Raw genomic sequence first — 13,113 nt, forward strand, 5'->3', positions numbered from 1 at the left:
AACCCCCCGCACCGGAGGAACGCATGGCTGAGCAGCGTGTCGTGATCGGCCTCGACAGCTCGACGCAGTCCACCAAGGCCCTCGCCGTCGACATCGACACCGGCACCGTTCTGGGCCAGGGCCGTGCCCCGCACACCGTCAGCACGGGCACCGGCCGCGAGAGCGATCCCGAGCAGTGGTGGCAGGCGCTCGGCGAGGCCGCGGCGGCGACGGGCTGGGCGGACCGTGCGGCCGCCGTCTCGGTCGCCGGCCAGCAACACGGCCTGGTCGCCCTCGACACGAGCGGGGCGCCGGTCCGCCCGGCGCTGCTCTGGAACGACGTCCGGTCCGCGCCCCAGGCCGCCGGGCTGTCGGCCGCGATCGGAGCGGCGGAGCTCGCCCGCCGCACCGGCAGCGTCCCCACCGCCGCCTTCACCGCCGCCAAGTGGGCCTGGCTGCGCGCCGTCGAGCCCGCCGCCGCCGAGCGGGCCGCCGCCGTCCGCCTCCCGCACGACTTCCTGACCGAGCGGCTGACCGGAGAGGCGGTCACCGACCGGGGTGACGCCTCGGGAACCGGCTGGTGGGGGCCGGACGGCTACGACCACGACCTCCTCGCCCACATCGGACTCGACCCGGGCCTGCTGCCCCGGGTCCTCGCGCCGGGCGAGCGGGCCGGCGTCGTCCGCCCGGGCACGCCGCTGCGAGCGGGCGTGCCGGTGGCGACCGGCACCGGCGACAACATGGCCGCGGCCCTCGGGCTCGGGCTGCTCCCCGGGCAGCCGGTACTCAGCCTCGGCACCTCCGGCACCGTCTACGCCGTGGGCCACGACAGGCCCGCCGACCCGACCGGCACCGTCGCGGGCTTCGCCGACGCCCTCGGCCGCTGGCTGCCGCTCGCCTGCACGCTCAACTGCACCCTCGCCGTCGACCGCTTCGCCGTTCTCCTCGGACGCGGCCGGGACGAGGTCGAGGAGGGCGGCACGGCCGTCGTCCTGCCCTACCTGGACGGCGAGCGCACACCGGACCTCCCGGGCGCCTCAGGCCTGGTCCACGGCCTGCGCCACGACACCACTCCGGGGCAACTGCTGCAGGCCGCCTACGACGGCGCCGCCCACGCCCTGCTCGCCGCCCTGGACGGTGTGCTGCGCGCGGGCGGCGCGGATCCGGCGGGCGACGAACCGCTGCTGCTGATCGGCGGCGGCGCCCGCGGGCTCGCCTGGCAGCGGACCGTGCTGCGGCTCTCCGGCCGGGCCGTCCAGGTGCCCGACGCGCAGGAACTGGTCGCGCTCGGCGCCGCCGCCCAGGCCGCCGCACTGCTCACCGGCGAGCCGGCCGACGCGGTGGCGCGCCGCTGGCGGACGGCCCACGGCCCGGTTCTGGAGCCGGTGGAGAAGGACGAGGCCGCGCTCACGAGGATCGGCGATACCCTGCGTCGGGCCGGGGCCTTGCAGGGAGCCCCGGCCGAGGACCGGTAGGAGGGGCGGCACGTGGCGGTGGTCGGCAGGGCGGCGAGCAGGAGCGCGGCGAACGGGCCCGCGTCGCTACAGGACATGCGGCGGCAGAACCTGGCGGTCGTCCTCGCCGCGGTGGCCGCGCACAGCCCGCTCTCCCGCGCGGACGTCTCCGGTCGGGTCGGTCTGACCAGGGCGGCGGTCTCCTCGCTCGTCGACGAGCTGATCGGCCGCGGAGCCGTGACCGAGGCGGCGGCCACCGCCAGCGGACGGGTCGGCAGACCCGGACGGGCACTGACGGTGAGCGGCGAAGGCCCGGCGGGCCTCGGCCTGGAGATCGGAGTCGGCCACCTCGGGGCGTGCGTCGCGGACCTGCGCGGCGAGCCGCGGCTGTGGCGCCGGGTGGAACGGGCCAACGCGGGCCGGCCCCCCGGGACGGTACTGGCGGAACTCGCCGCGCTGGCCGCCGAGGCCGAGGCCGAGGCCGCGGCCCTCGGCCTGCGCGTCGAGGGCCGGGTCCTGGCCGTGCCCGGCGTGGTGCCGAACGAACCCCGCGGACTGGTCGAGCGCGCGCCCAACCTCGGCTGGCACACCGTCGGGATCGCCGACCACTGGCCCGAGCCGGAGACCGCGCCCGAGCCGGAGAACGAGGCCAACCTCGGGGCGCTGGCCGAGTACTGGAACGCCGGAACCCCGGTGGAGACCTTCGTGCACGTCTCCGCCGGGGCCGGGATCGGCGCCGCCCTGGTCATCGACGGGCGACTGTTCCGGGGCGCCCGCGGCTTCGCCGGCGAACTCGGCCACGTCCCCGTGCACCCGGAGGGCCCCGAGTGCGCCTGCGGCGCCCGGGGCTGCCTGGAGCAGTACGCGGGCGAGGCGGCCGTGCTGCGCGAGGCCGGTCTCGCGCAGCACGGCCCGGGAGACCCGGTCGCCCTGCTGGCCGAGCGGGCAGCCGACGGACACGCGCCCACCCTGGCGGCCCTCGACCGGGCGGGCCGTGCCCTCGGTCTCGCCCTCACGTCCGCCGTCGACCTCATCGACCCGGACGGCCTCGTCCTCGGCGGCGCCTACGCCGAGCTCGCCGACTGGCTGCTGCCGTCCGTGTGCGCCGAGCTGGCCGCCCGGGTCACCGTGCGGCCCTGGGCCGCGGAGGCGCTGCGCCCCTCCGCGCTCGGGCGACGCGGGCCCCTGCTGGGCGCGGCGCTGACGACGATCCGCCGCATCATGGCGGACCCGACCCTGCTTCCCGCCGGGTGATCAGGAGCCCGTACCGGACGGCCCGTCCGGGAGGTCGTGCTCGACCACGACCATCGCGTGCCCGTCCGCTGCCGTGACCCGTACGTGGACGTACTCGCCGTCGTGCTCCCAGGGGAGTTCCCGCCCGGCGGGCTGGAGCCGCACCGAGTGCGGCACGGCGGCGACCCGGACGGCGACGGGCACGTCGACCAGCGGGAACGGGTCGTGCACCAGGTCCAGTTCCGGGGTCTCCCGGGACGGGACGAAGCTGGTCAGGTGCACCACGGTGCCGGTGCCGGTCCGCACGACGGTGGTCTCCAGGTGGACCGGCCCGCCCGCACGGACCAGCGGGTCCGGCAGGAGCCGGTCCAGCGCGGCGCCGAGCAGTCGGCGGTACGCCTCCAGACCGTGGTCGTGGAAGGCCTCCAGCAACGACACGGTCACCGCGGCCACCCCGTCGCCGACGGCGACCGCCACCTCCTCGGTCGGGTCGGCCGGGGGAGTGTAGGAGTGCCCGCAGAAGCGGTCCCAGGAGCGCGGGAAGTAGGGCGCGACGACCCGGGCCAGCACCTCGGCGCCGGGCAGCGCGCGGGCGGTCAGCCGGGAGCCGTGGCTGATCACCGGGAAGTCCTCCGGGACGCCGGGGACACCCCGGCAGGCGAGGAAGACCTCGCCGTCCGGGGCCGGGGCCAGACCCTCCACCGGCAGATTGGGTAGGACGGGCTCCGTGCCGTTCCTGAGCAGGGCGGCCCCGACCAGCAGCACGGCGCCACCGGCCCGGCGGTACGCGCCCAGGCGCTCGGCCAGGCCGTCGTCGACAGGGGTGGTTTCCGGCACCACCACGGCCCGGTAGGCGCCCAGGTCGGCCGTCGGCGGGAGGACGTCGAACTGGATCCGGAGCTGCTGCAGCGCCCGCACGGCGCCGATGTTGCTCGCGCCGGGATGGTCGCCCAGACCCGGGTCGACGACCACGGCGACCTCGCTGACGACCTCCCCGCCCTCGACGAACGGCTCGCAGGCCTCGATGTGCCCGTAGACCGAGCCGATCAGCTCGTACACCGCCGGAGCGGGCACGCCCCGCGGGTGCAGCACGTCGCCCACGCCGCTGGTCAGGCCGTGGCTCAGCATCCGGCTGTTCTCGTAGAGCAGCGCAGCGCGGGGCTTGAGCGCGGCGTTGTCGCCCCAGCTCTCGTGGAACCGCCCGGTGTGGCTGAGGGTCGGCATCCCCAGCGGGCGGACGAAGCGGGCCACGTACGGGAGGAAGGCGTAGCCCCAGCCGCCGGTGGGCAACCCCTCGATCTCGACGTGCCGCACGAACGGCCGCTCCTGCGGCAGCCGGGTCTTCGGGCGGCCGTTGAACCAGACTCCCTGGGCGGCGTCCGGCGGGAGGGCCTTCTCCACCATCGCCGAGTAGCGCGCCATGTAGCGCTGCGCCACCAGGTCCGCGTAGCGCGCCCGGTGGTCGGCGTCGGCCGGGTCCAGGCCCTCCCGGCGCATCCCGTCGACCGCCCAGCGGCTCAGGCTCGGCTGGCTCCAGCACATGTCGACGAAGATGCCGTCGACCGGGGCGAAGCGCCGCAGCACCTCGTCCAACTGGTCGGCGAAGTAGTCGGCGTAGGGGCTCGACATGTCGAGGATGTTCCAGCCCGCCTGGAAGGCCGAAGGCGTCCAGCGGGCGATCTTCAGGTTCTCGTCGTGTGCGACCCATTCGGGGTGCTCGCGGGCGGCGTACTCGTCGACCTGGAGCGACAGGTAGATCGGCGCGCGGATGCCGACCGAGTGCAGGGCCTGGACCTGCTCGGCGAGCAGGTCCAGGCCGGGGGCGAGACCCGGGTGGCGCTCGGGCCGGTCGGTCCCGTGGTAGAGGTGGCCGTGATGGCACTTGGCGAAGACGGTGACGCTGTCGACGTGGGCGTCCCGGAAGGTCCGCGCGAAGGACACCGGGTCGAAGTCCCGCCCCACGTCGGGGATTTCGGGACCGGTGTGGAAGTCCAGGTGCACCGTGCGCCGGGGGAAGCGGCTGGGGTTGAGAGCGCTCACAAAATCCTGGGTCATGGGATGGATTTATAGAAGTCCCGCGTCGGCGAGTCCAGGGGTTTCACGACGGTAACTTTGAAGTTGCTTGTCACAGAGGCAAATTCGACAGATCCCGATGCGCAGGGCTGCGAGGCGTCGATGGCACTCTTCTCCGACATGGGATCTCACGTGGGGTTGACGCCGTGTCACCGACCTGCGCTGTCACCCGGCGGTGCGGTCTCGAGGGGCGGCAGCGGTCGGGCCGGCGAACGGGCGGTCGTCGACCTCCAGCGAGCGGATGGACGCCCAGGTGCCGGAGTCCGGACCGGTGTGCGTTCCTCCCCGGGCCGGGTTCCGCCCGCCCACCCCGGGCCGGGGCAGGTGTCGTCGAAGCAGGTGGTGGGTGCACAGCGCGACGCGCAGGGGATTACGCCGGACCGAGGGTCTGGGCACACCAGATCGTCTTGCCCTTGGTGGTGTGGCGGGTGCCCCAGCCCTGGGTGAGCTGGGCGACCAGCATCAGGCCGCGTCCGCCCTCGTCGAAGGTGCGGGCCCGGCGCAGGTGCGGGGCGGTGTCGCTGCCGTCGGAGACCTCGCAGATCAGTGAGGCATCGCGGATCAGCCGCAGTCTGATGGGAGGTCGGCCGTACTTGATCGCGTTGGTGACCAGCTCGCTGACGACCAGTTCGGTGACGAACGCCGGCTCCTCCAGGCCCCAGAGCGCCAGTTGGTCGGCGGCCAGCTGCCGGGCGTGCGCCACCTGTGCGGAGTCGGGCTCGATGCCCCAGTCGGCGACGTGGTCGGGATCCAGCGCCCGGGTGCGGGCGAGGAGGAGGGCCGCGTCGTCGGTGCGGTGCTCCGGCAGCATGGCCTTCATCGCCGTGTCGCGGAGCGCCTCCAGCGAGGTGCCCGGTTCGCTCAGGATCCGGAGCAGGGCCGCGCGTCCCCGCTCGGCGTCGCGCTCGCGGCTCCGCACCAGCCCGTCGGTGTAGAGGGCGAGCAGGCTGCCTTCGGGCAGCTCGAACTCCGTCGCCTCGAAAGGCAGGCCGCCGATGCCCAGCGGGGGCCCCAGCTGCGCTTCGACCGGGACACCGGTGCCGTCCGGCGAGATGATCAGCGGCAGCGGATGGCCCGCGCTCGCCAGGGCACAGCGGCGGGAGACCGGGTCGTACACCGCGTACAGGCAGGTGGCGCCGGTCTCGCCGGTCGGTTCGAAACGGCCGTCGGGCCCGGAGTCGTCCGGGAGGTGGAGGACCAGGTCGTCCAGGTGAGTGAGCAGTTCGTCCGGCGGCAGGTCCACGTCGGCCAGGGTGCGCACCGCCGTGCGGAGCCGGCCCATGCCGGCGGAGGCGTGCACGCCGTGGCCGACGACGTCGCCGACGACCAGGGCGACCCGGGCGCCGGACAGCGGGATGAGGTCGAACCAGTCTCCGCCCACGCCCGCGCCAGCCCCGGCGGGCAGGTATCCGGACGCCACCTCGACCGCCCTGTGGCTCGGCAGCCGCTGCGGCAGCAGACTGCGCTGCAGGGTCAGCGCGGTCGTGTGCTCGCGCGTGTACCTGCGGGCGTTGTCGATGGCGACGGCGGCCTTGGCGGCCAGCTCCTCGGCGAGGATCAGGTCGTCGGCGGTGAAGGCCTCGGGCCGGTCCTTCCGGGCGAAGGCGACGACGCCCAGCACGGCGCCGCGCGCCAGCAGCGGCACGGTGATCCGGCCGGTCAGTCCCTGGGCGAGGATGGTCCGGTCGATCAGTGGGAGGCCCGGCGGCCAGTGGGCGGGGTCGGCGGCCAGGCCCGGGCCGAAGGCCCACCCGCCGCCCTGGTCGGCTTCGGCGGCGAGCTGGACCATGGACGTGCCGGCGGCCATGCAGCGGGCGGCGACGGAACCGGAGGCGTACCCGACCGGCGTCACCGGTCCGGAGGGCCCGTCGGGGTCCTCCTGCGTGCTGTGCCGGGCGGCGCGGCTGAGCGTGACGGTGCCATCGGTGGTGACCGCGGCGGCGGGCGGTTCCTCCCCGCGCAGGACCTCGTCGAAGAGGTCGACGGTGACGAGGTCGACGAAGCCCGGCACCGAGGCGGTCGCCAGGTCCCGGGCGGTGCTGACCACGTCGAGGGTCCGGCCGATGCCGCTGCCGACCTCGTTGAGGAGGAGCAGGCGTTGGCGGCCCCAGTACTCCGCACTCATGTCGAAAGCCCAGTTGGCGACCGCGCGTACCCTGCCCCCGGTGTCCCGGACGGGCCACATGCTGGTGGCCCAGGCGGTGGCAGAGGCGCTGCCGCGCGGCCGGAAGACCGTGATGAGGCGCGCGGGCTCGCCCGTCCTGGCCACCTCGGAGAGCTGGTTGGTGTACGCGGCGTCGTCCAGTTCGGGAAACAGCTCACGGTACTTGTCACCGAGCACCTGGGCCTCCGAGTGCGCCATCACCCGGCAGGCGGCGGCGTTCACCCACAGGAACCGCAGCTCGGGGTCGTACACCCCGAGGGCGAAGGGGCACTGTTCGAAGGCCCGGTCGGCGATCACCGGACGGCGGTCCCAGCGCTGGACTGTCAGCACCTGGCCCAGCGGCTGTCCGTCGCCGCCGTTCAGGGGGTGGGCCGTCACCGCGGCGTCCACCGCGGACCCGTCCCGGTGGCGCAGCGTGAGCGACGTGGTGCCGGGGCCGGCGTCCGCGGGGTAACCGGGCCGGGGATCGACCAGGAAGTCCGTCACGGGGCGCCCGACGGTCTCCTCCGCGCTCCAGCCCAGCAGCAGCCGCCCGCCCTCGCTCCAGCCGCTGACCACGCCGTCCGGTCCGACCACGACAGCGGCGGTGGGTGCGTCCTGCTCGCCAGTCGTCTCCACGCGCGCCTCCGTCCGGGCAGCGGTGCAAGCCGGAACGGATTCCGGCGGCCTTGCTCCACCCTAGGGCCTGTCTTCGAGCTCCCGCCTGCGGGCGGACGACGGGCGTTCGGAGACACGCCCCGGGTCCGGCTCCCGCCACGCGCGCCCCCGGCGGGGAGGGCACTCGGTCACGGCTCGACGACCAGCTTGCCGCGGGTGTGACCGGTCCGACTGGCGTCGAAGGCCTCGGCCGTCCGCTCCAGCGGGAAGGTCCGGGCGACCTCCACGGTCAGCGCGCCGCGGTCCACGACCGCCGCCAGTTCGGCCAGCGCGGCGCCGTCCGGGCGGACCCAGATCCAGTGGCCGCCGTGCTGGGACACCCCGGGATCGGCGACCGAGACGTGCCGTCCGCCCTCGGCGAGTACGGCCAGGGTCGTCTCCAGCTGGCCGCCGACGAAGTCCGCGACGGTCGACACGCCGCCGGGCGCCAGTGCGCGCACCCGCTCGGTCAGGCCGTCGCCGTACGTCACCGGCTCGGCGCCGAGGCCGCGGACGAACGCGTGGTTGCGCTCGGAGGCGGTGCCGATCACCCGGGCGCCGCGGTCGCGCCCGAGCTGCACCGCGAGACTGCCCACGCCGCCGGCGGCGCCGTGCACCAGGAGGACGTCGGAGGGGCCGACGTCGAGCCGGTCCAGGCTGCGCAACGCGGTGAGGCCAGCCAGCGGCAGTCCGGCCGCCTGGGCCCAGTCGAGCCCGGAGGGCTTGCGCGCCACCGCGGGCGCGGCGACCGCGACGTACTCGGCGAAGGTGCCGGCCTGCACCACGTCCTTGCGGGCGTACGCCATCACCTCGTCCCCCGGGGCGAACTCGGGAGTGTCCGGCCCGGTGCGGGTGACGACGCCGGCCACGTCCCAGCCGGGGATGACGGGGAACACCGTGTCCATCATGCCGTCCAGGCCACCCGCCATGACCTTCCAGTCGACCGGGTTGACGGAGGCGGCCCGGACCTGGATCAGCACCTGCCCGGGGCCGACCTTGGGATCGGGCACCTCGCCGTACTTCAGCCGGGAGTTGTCCTGGGCGTACGAGTCGTAGGTCACGGCGCGCATGAACTGACCTCCAGGGAAGCGGTGTTGCGGCCTCGCGCACCGCCACCGGGGGCGGGGCGCCATCGGCCACGCTATGCCGTGGGCCGGTGCCCGGCATCCCCGAACCGCCGGACGGGGCTGTCGAACACCGATTCCGGGCCAGGGCCCATCCCGGTCAGCAACGACTTGTCAGCGCTCACGGAATCCGGCCCGGCTCACCGGCTTCGGACGGAACCCCGGCCGCAACGGCGGCCGGGGTTCCTCGTGCCCCGTCGTGACGGGTGGGTCAGCGTCGCAGGGTGAGGAGGCCCGGACGCCAGGGGAGTTGGTCGTAGGGGCCGGTGGCGGCGGGGGACTTGCCCTGGTAGAGGAGCTGGAGGTTGCAGGGGTCGATGGTCATGGTCTGGTCGGGGTTGTTGCGGACGAGGTCGCCGTGGCTGATGTCGTCGGTCCAGGTGGCGCCGCTGTTGGCCTTGCCCGCGAAGGGGCTGCTCTCGCTGGCGGCCTGCGGGGTCCACTGGCCGTTGAGGCTGGTGGCGGTGAAGGAGCGGAAGTAGCGCTGCTCGTTCGCGCCGCGGGCCTCGACGATCATCAGGTACTGGTTCCGGTCCTTGACCTTGTAGACCTGCGGCGCCTCGAAGAGGTTCTTCACCGAGTCGCTCATGACCGTCGTGTACGAGGAGCCGAAGTTGCCGGGGAAGTTTCCGATGGGCATGCTCGCCCGGTAGATGCTGCCGTTGTCACCGGCGAAGAACAGGTACATGTTCTGGTCGTCACCGATCAGCGTCTGGTCGATCGGGGCCGCGCCCGGGATGCCGCCGGTGAACAGCGGCTGCGGCGCGGACCAGCCGTTGGGGTTGGTCGGGTCGCTCGAGGTGCGGTAGATGAACGGCCACTGGCCCCACTGGTACGCCAGCACCCAGATGTTCTTGGGCGCGAAGTAGAACAGGGTGGGCGCAACCGCGTTCTGGTTCATCCCGGTCTGCCCGGCCGAGGCCATGTCGGACCAGTTGGTGAAGGGGGCGAAGGCCATCGAGCCGTACGAGGACCCCGACACGTTCGACGCGTAGACCAGGTGCTTGCCGTTGTACACCACGTCGGTGAAGTCCTTCAGCGCAACCCAGCCGTTCGCCGGCTGCGCCAGCGCGCCGGTCGAGGACCACCGGTACGTCGAGGGAAGCGCGCACGAGCCGCCCGGCGGGGCCGAGGAGGACAGGCCGGTCCAGCTCTGGTTGCTGCCGCCGTTGCACTGCCAGATGTCCACCGCCGTGCCGTTGGCCGTACCGGCGCCCGCGACGTCCAGGCAGAGCCCGGACTCCACGCCGACCACCGTGCCGTCGGCGTTGACCCGCCACTGCTGGTTCGCGGCTCCGGTGCAGGTCCAGATCTGCACCCGGGTACCGGCGGCGGTGGCGTGGCCGGGAACGTCCAGGCACTTGTCGCCGTACACGGTCAGCTGGTTGTCGGGTGTCAACGTCCACTGCTGGTTGGCCCCGTTCCAGCAGTCGTAGACCTGGAGGGGAGCGCCGTCCGTCCGGCTCGCGTTCGCCACGTCGAGGCAGCGGCCGGAACCGGTGCCGCGAAGGGCGCCGCTGGTGGCCGCCTGCGCCGGGCCGGCGACCAGTACGGCCGCCAACGCCGCCACGGCCGCGACGACGGCGACGAGCATCTTGTGCGGTCGCCGGAGACAGGACCTTCGTTCACGCATGGGGAGACTCCTTCACGGCCGGGTGGGGCCGACAGACGAGTATGTGAGCGCTAACAAACGTTGGCGCAGAGGGCGCCGCCTGCCCCGGGGCCCGGCTCAACCGAGGTTCCAGTGCTGGTTGGCGCCGCCGTTGGAGTCCCAGACCTGGACGGGCGTGCCGTTGGCGGTCTGACCGCCCGGGAGTTCCAGGGCCCGGCCGGAGGCGACGTTGGTCAGGGTGTAGGAGCCGTCGTCGTTCCGGTCGGCCCGCCAGTGCTGGTTGGCGGCGCCGCTGGAGTCCCAGACCTGGAGCCTCGTCCCGTTGCCCGTACGGCCGCTCGGCTCGTCCAGCGCCCGGCCGGAGGCTACGTTGGTGAGCGTGTAGGAGCCGTCGTCGTTCCGGTCCGCCCGCCACTTCTGGTTGGCGGCACGGCCGTTGGCGTCCCACACCTGGAGCGGAGTGCCGTTGCCGTTCTGCCCCGCGGGCTCGTCGAGCACGCGACCGGCGGCAGCGTCCGTGAGCGTGTAGACGGCGCCGGGGGTGATGCCTCCGCCCGGCGTGCCGCCGCCGCTGCCCCCGCCAGGGGAACCGCCCACCGTGATGTCGGAGCTGCCGCTGCTCCGGTAGCCCTCGGTGGCCAGGATCTCGTAGTTCAGGATGCCGAGGTTCATGCCGTGCCCGGCCCACGCGTCGAAGTGGTTCCCGACGGTGATGGTCCCGCCGGTCCGCCTGTCCCGACGGACGCTCCAGTACTGGTTGAAGGTCCTGATCCCCTCGATGGAGGGGGCGTTGTAGCGGGTCGTCTCGTAGATGTCGTAGGTGCCGCCGTCACTGGTGACGGTGCCCTTGTACGTGCCGGTGGGCTTGTAGGAGCCGTAGTTGTCGACGACGTAGTACTCGACGAGCGGATCGGTGCTCCAGCCGTAGAGCGACAGGTAGGCGTTGCCGTTGGTGCTCCAGGTGCCCGAGTACGTCACCGGATTGCGGGACCCGGTGCTCCAGCCCTTGCCGGCGACGAAGTTGCCGGCGTTGGTCCAGGAGGTGCCGTAGTGACCGCCGCCGTTCAGCGACATCGAGACCGAGCCGGTGCCCTCGGTCCAGAACGAGAAGAAGTATCCGCCGTCGGTGCCGGTCCGGTTCGTGGTCACCGTGTCGGCGTCGGCGGTGCCGGGCAGGAGCAGGACGACCGCCAGGGCCGGCGCGAGAAGGGGCACCTTGCCGACGGACCGCCGGAGGCGGCCGACCTTGCGGCTCTCGGGGTGGGGAGATTTCACAGGGTGATCCGTTCTGCCGATGGGTGGGGGGCGGGGAGGGGCCCTGCGCCACCCGGTGACCGCCGAGGGAAGGGTGGGCCGGACGGCACCGCATGGCGGCGCAGGGAGTCGACGTGCCGTCACCGCCGCTCCGGCGAACGGCGAAAGGTGGCCGGCGGCACGCGCATGCGACCCGGATCCGGGGCCACGGCCGTGCACAGGTGTCGACGGCGACAGTGTTGGCCTGCCCCCGACAAGCTGTCAACTCTTGCGGCCGAGAGGGCGAAAGAGTCGGCGAGGGCGCCGCCCCGCCTCTTCCTCCAAAGGCAATGGTCAAGCCCCTGGTGGCCGAAGAGTCCGACGGGAACCTGCCGTTCCCGGCAGCGCGGCCAGTGAGTTGCGGGAGTCGGCGGCTCGAAAGTTTCGGACCGCATGCGAGTGACCGCTCCGCGGTGCGCTCAGCCCGATGCCCGGACGACCAGCCGTGTGGGGAGCACCACCGATTCGCCGCGCGCCGGGTTCCCCAGCAGCAACTCCATGGCGTGCGAGCCGAGTTCCTCCACCGGCTGGCGGACGGTGGTCAGGCCAGGTCGGCAGCGCGCCGCGACGGGGGCGTCGTCGAAGCCGATCAGCGCGACGTCCTCCGGCACCCGCAGGCCGCGCCGCCGCAGGGTCCGCAGGGCGCCCGCGGCCATCTGGTCGGAGGCGGCGAACACCGCGTTCACCTCGGGGCGCTGGTCCAGCAGCCGCTGCATCGCGTGCTCACCGGAGGCGCTGCTGAAGTCGCCGTAGGCCACGGCGGGCCGTACCGCCGCCACCGCGGCCATCACCTGGCGGTAGCCGGCCAGCCGGTCCGCGCCGGCGGCGGTGTCCGGCGGTCCGGCGATGGTGGCCACCGAGCGGCGCCCGGACGCGCACAGCCGCCGTACCGCGTCCCTGGCGCCGGCGAGGTTGTCCGCGTCCACGAACGCCACGGTGCCCGGCTCCGGCGGCCGGCCCAGCGACACCACGGGCACCCTGGCCGCGTGCAGCAGCCTGACGAGCGCGGTGTCCCCCCAGGGGCCGACCAGCAACACGCCGTCGACGTGACCACCGCACAGGTAGCGCACCAGCGGTGGCCGCCGGGAGCGTCTCGGCACCGTGAAGACGGCCAGCTCCCGCTCTGCGCCCGGCAGGGAGCGCCGCAGCCCGGACAGCAGCCGCACCGGGAAGGCGTCGGCGTGGTACTGCGCCGGATCGGCGAAGACCACGACGGCCACCACGCCGGTCTCCCGGGCACTGGCCGCCCGGAGGCGGACGTACGCCAACTCGCGGGCGGCCCGTTCCACCCGGGCCGCCACGTCGGTGGACACCGGGGCGGAACGATTCAGCACCCGGGAGGCGGTCGCGGTGGAGACACCGGCGCGCCGGGCGACCTCGGCCAGTGTCGGAGCGGGGTCGTTGCTGCGCAAGGGCTGGGGCATGGGGGCCGTCCTGGATCGATCCTCGACACGGGAACCGCACCCCGAACCCGTCCTGCGCCGGTCCACCCACCGGCTGCCAGCTTGGAGGGTTGAACGGTCTGCGTCAAGGGATCCGGCACCC

At 73.9% G+C, this 13,113-nt stretch carries 8 protein-coding genes; 2 read left to right on the forward strand and 6 right to left on the reverse strand.

The features are described 5' to 3' along the window. Positions 1-23: 23 nt before the first annotated feature. Together xylB and BOQ63_RS40885 are read left to right on the forward strand one after the other, a co-directional pair. Complete coding sequence (xylB, locus tag BOQ63_RS40880) at positions 24-1,454, forward strand: xylulokinase (RefSeq protein WP_030279290.1); 1,431 nt, start codon at positions 24-26, stop codon at positions 1,452-1,454. Positions 1,455-1,529: 75 nt separating this feature from the next. Then, positions 1,530-2,687: an ROK family protein gene (locus BOQ63_RS40885; RefSeq protein ID WP_078656283.1), complete on the forward strand. Its 1,158-nt coding sequence runs from the start codon at positions 1,530-1,532 to the stop codon at positions 2,685-2,687. On the opposite strand, the gene BOQ63_RS40890 is transcribed toward BOQ63_RS40885, so the two are convergent. From BOQ63_RS40890 to BOQ63_RS40915, 6 genes are all read right to left on the reverse strand, one after another. Next, the gene (locus BOQ63_RS40890) at positions 2,688-4,721 is read right to left on the reverse strand and encodes an alpha-amylase family protein (protein WP_079183980.1); all 2,034 of its coding nucleotides are present in this window, start codon (positions 4,719-4,721) and stop codon (positions 2,688-2,690) included. A gap of 388 nt (positions 4,722-5,109) precedes the next feature. Continuing rightward, entirely contained in the window at positions 5,110-7,521 is a 2,412-nt protein-coding gene (locus BOQ63_RS40895) for a SpoIIE family protein phosphatase (protein ID WP_030279295.1), read from the reverse strand. Between the two features lie 167 nt (positions 7,522-7,688). Then, the gene (locus BOQ63_RS40900; protein ID WP_030279297.1) at positions 7,689-8,609 is read right to left on the reverse strand and encodes an NADP-dependent oxidoreductase; all 921 of its coding nucleotides are present in this window, start codon (positions 8,607-8,609) and stop codon (positions 7,689-7,691) included. A gap of 265 nt (positions 8,610-8,874) precedes the next feature. Beyond that, complete coding sequence (locus BOQ63_RS40905) at positions 8,875-10,296, reverse strand: non-reducing end alpha-L-arabinofuranosidase family hydrolase (RefSeq protein ID WP_046385776.1); 1,422 nt, start codon at positions 10,294-10,296, stop codon at positions 8,875-8,877. Positions 10,297-10,392: 96 nt separating this feature from the next. Further along, positions 10,393-11,550 (reverse strand): glycoside hydrolase family 11 protein, encoded by a 1,158-nt coding sequence (locus tag BOQ63_RS40910; RefSeq protein WP_072656004.1) that lies wholly within the window; start codon positions 11,548-11,550, stop codon positions 10,393-10,395. 437 nt (positions 11,551-11,987) lie between these two features. Then, on the reverse strand, positions 11,988-12,992 hold the full coding sequence (locus BOQ63_RS40915; protein ID WP_454131658.1) for a LacI family DNA-binding transcriptional regulator: 1,005 nt from the start codon (positions 12,990-12,992) through the stop codon (positions 11,988-11,990). Between the last annotated feature and the right edge of the window lie 121 nt (positions 12,993-13,113).

It is taken from the genome of Streptomyces viridifaciens, from assembly GCF_001888885.2.
Taxonomy (GTDB): domain Bacteria; phylum Actinomycetota; class Actinomycetes; order Streptomycetales; family Streptomycetaceae; genus Kitasatospora; species Kitasatospora aureofaciens.

What these genes read in the sequence shown, in the direction of transcription:
- BOQ63_RS40915 (WP_454131658.1), bottom strand. Translation starts at nt 12,992, where the DNA reads ATGCCCCAGCCCTTGCGCAGCAACGACCCCGCTCCGACACTGGCCGAG.
- BOQ63_RS40890 (WP_079183980.1), bottom strand. Translation starts at nt 4,721, where the DNA reads ATGACCCAGGATTTTGTGAGCGCTCTCAACCCCAGCCGCTTCCCCCGG.
- BOQ63_RS40900 (WP_030279297.1), bottom strand. Translation starts at nt 8,609, where the DNA reads ATGCGCGCCGTGACCTACGACTCGTACGCCCAGGACAACTCCCGGCTG.
- xylB (WP_030279290.1), top strand. Translation starts at nt 24, where the DNA reads ATGGCTGAGCAGCGTGTCGTGATCGGCCTCGACAGCTCGACGCAGTCC.
- BOQ63_RS40905 (WP_046385776.1), bottom strand. Translation starts at nt 10,296, where the DNA reads ATGCGTGAACGAAGGTCCTGTCTCCGGCGACCGCACAAGATGCTCGTC.
- BOQ63_RS40885 (WP_078656283.1), top strand. Translation starts at nt 1,530, where the DNA reads ATGCGGCGGCAGAACCTGGCGGTCGTCCTCGCCGCGGTGGCCGCGCAC.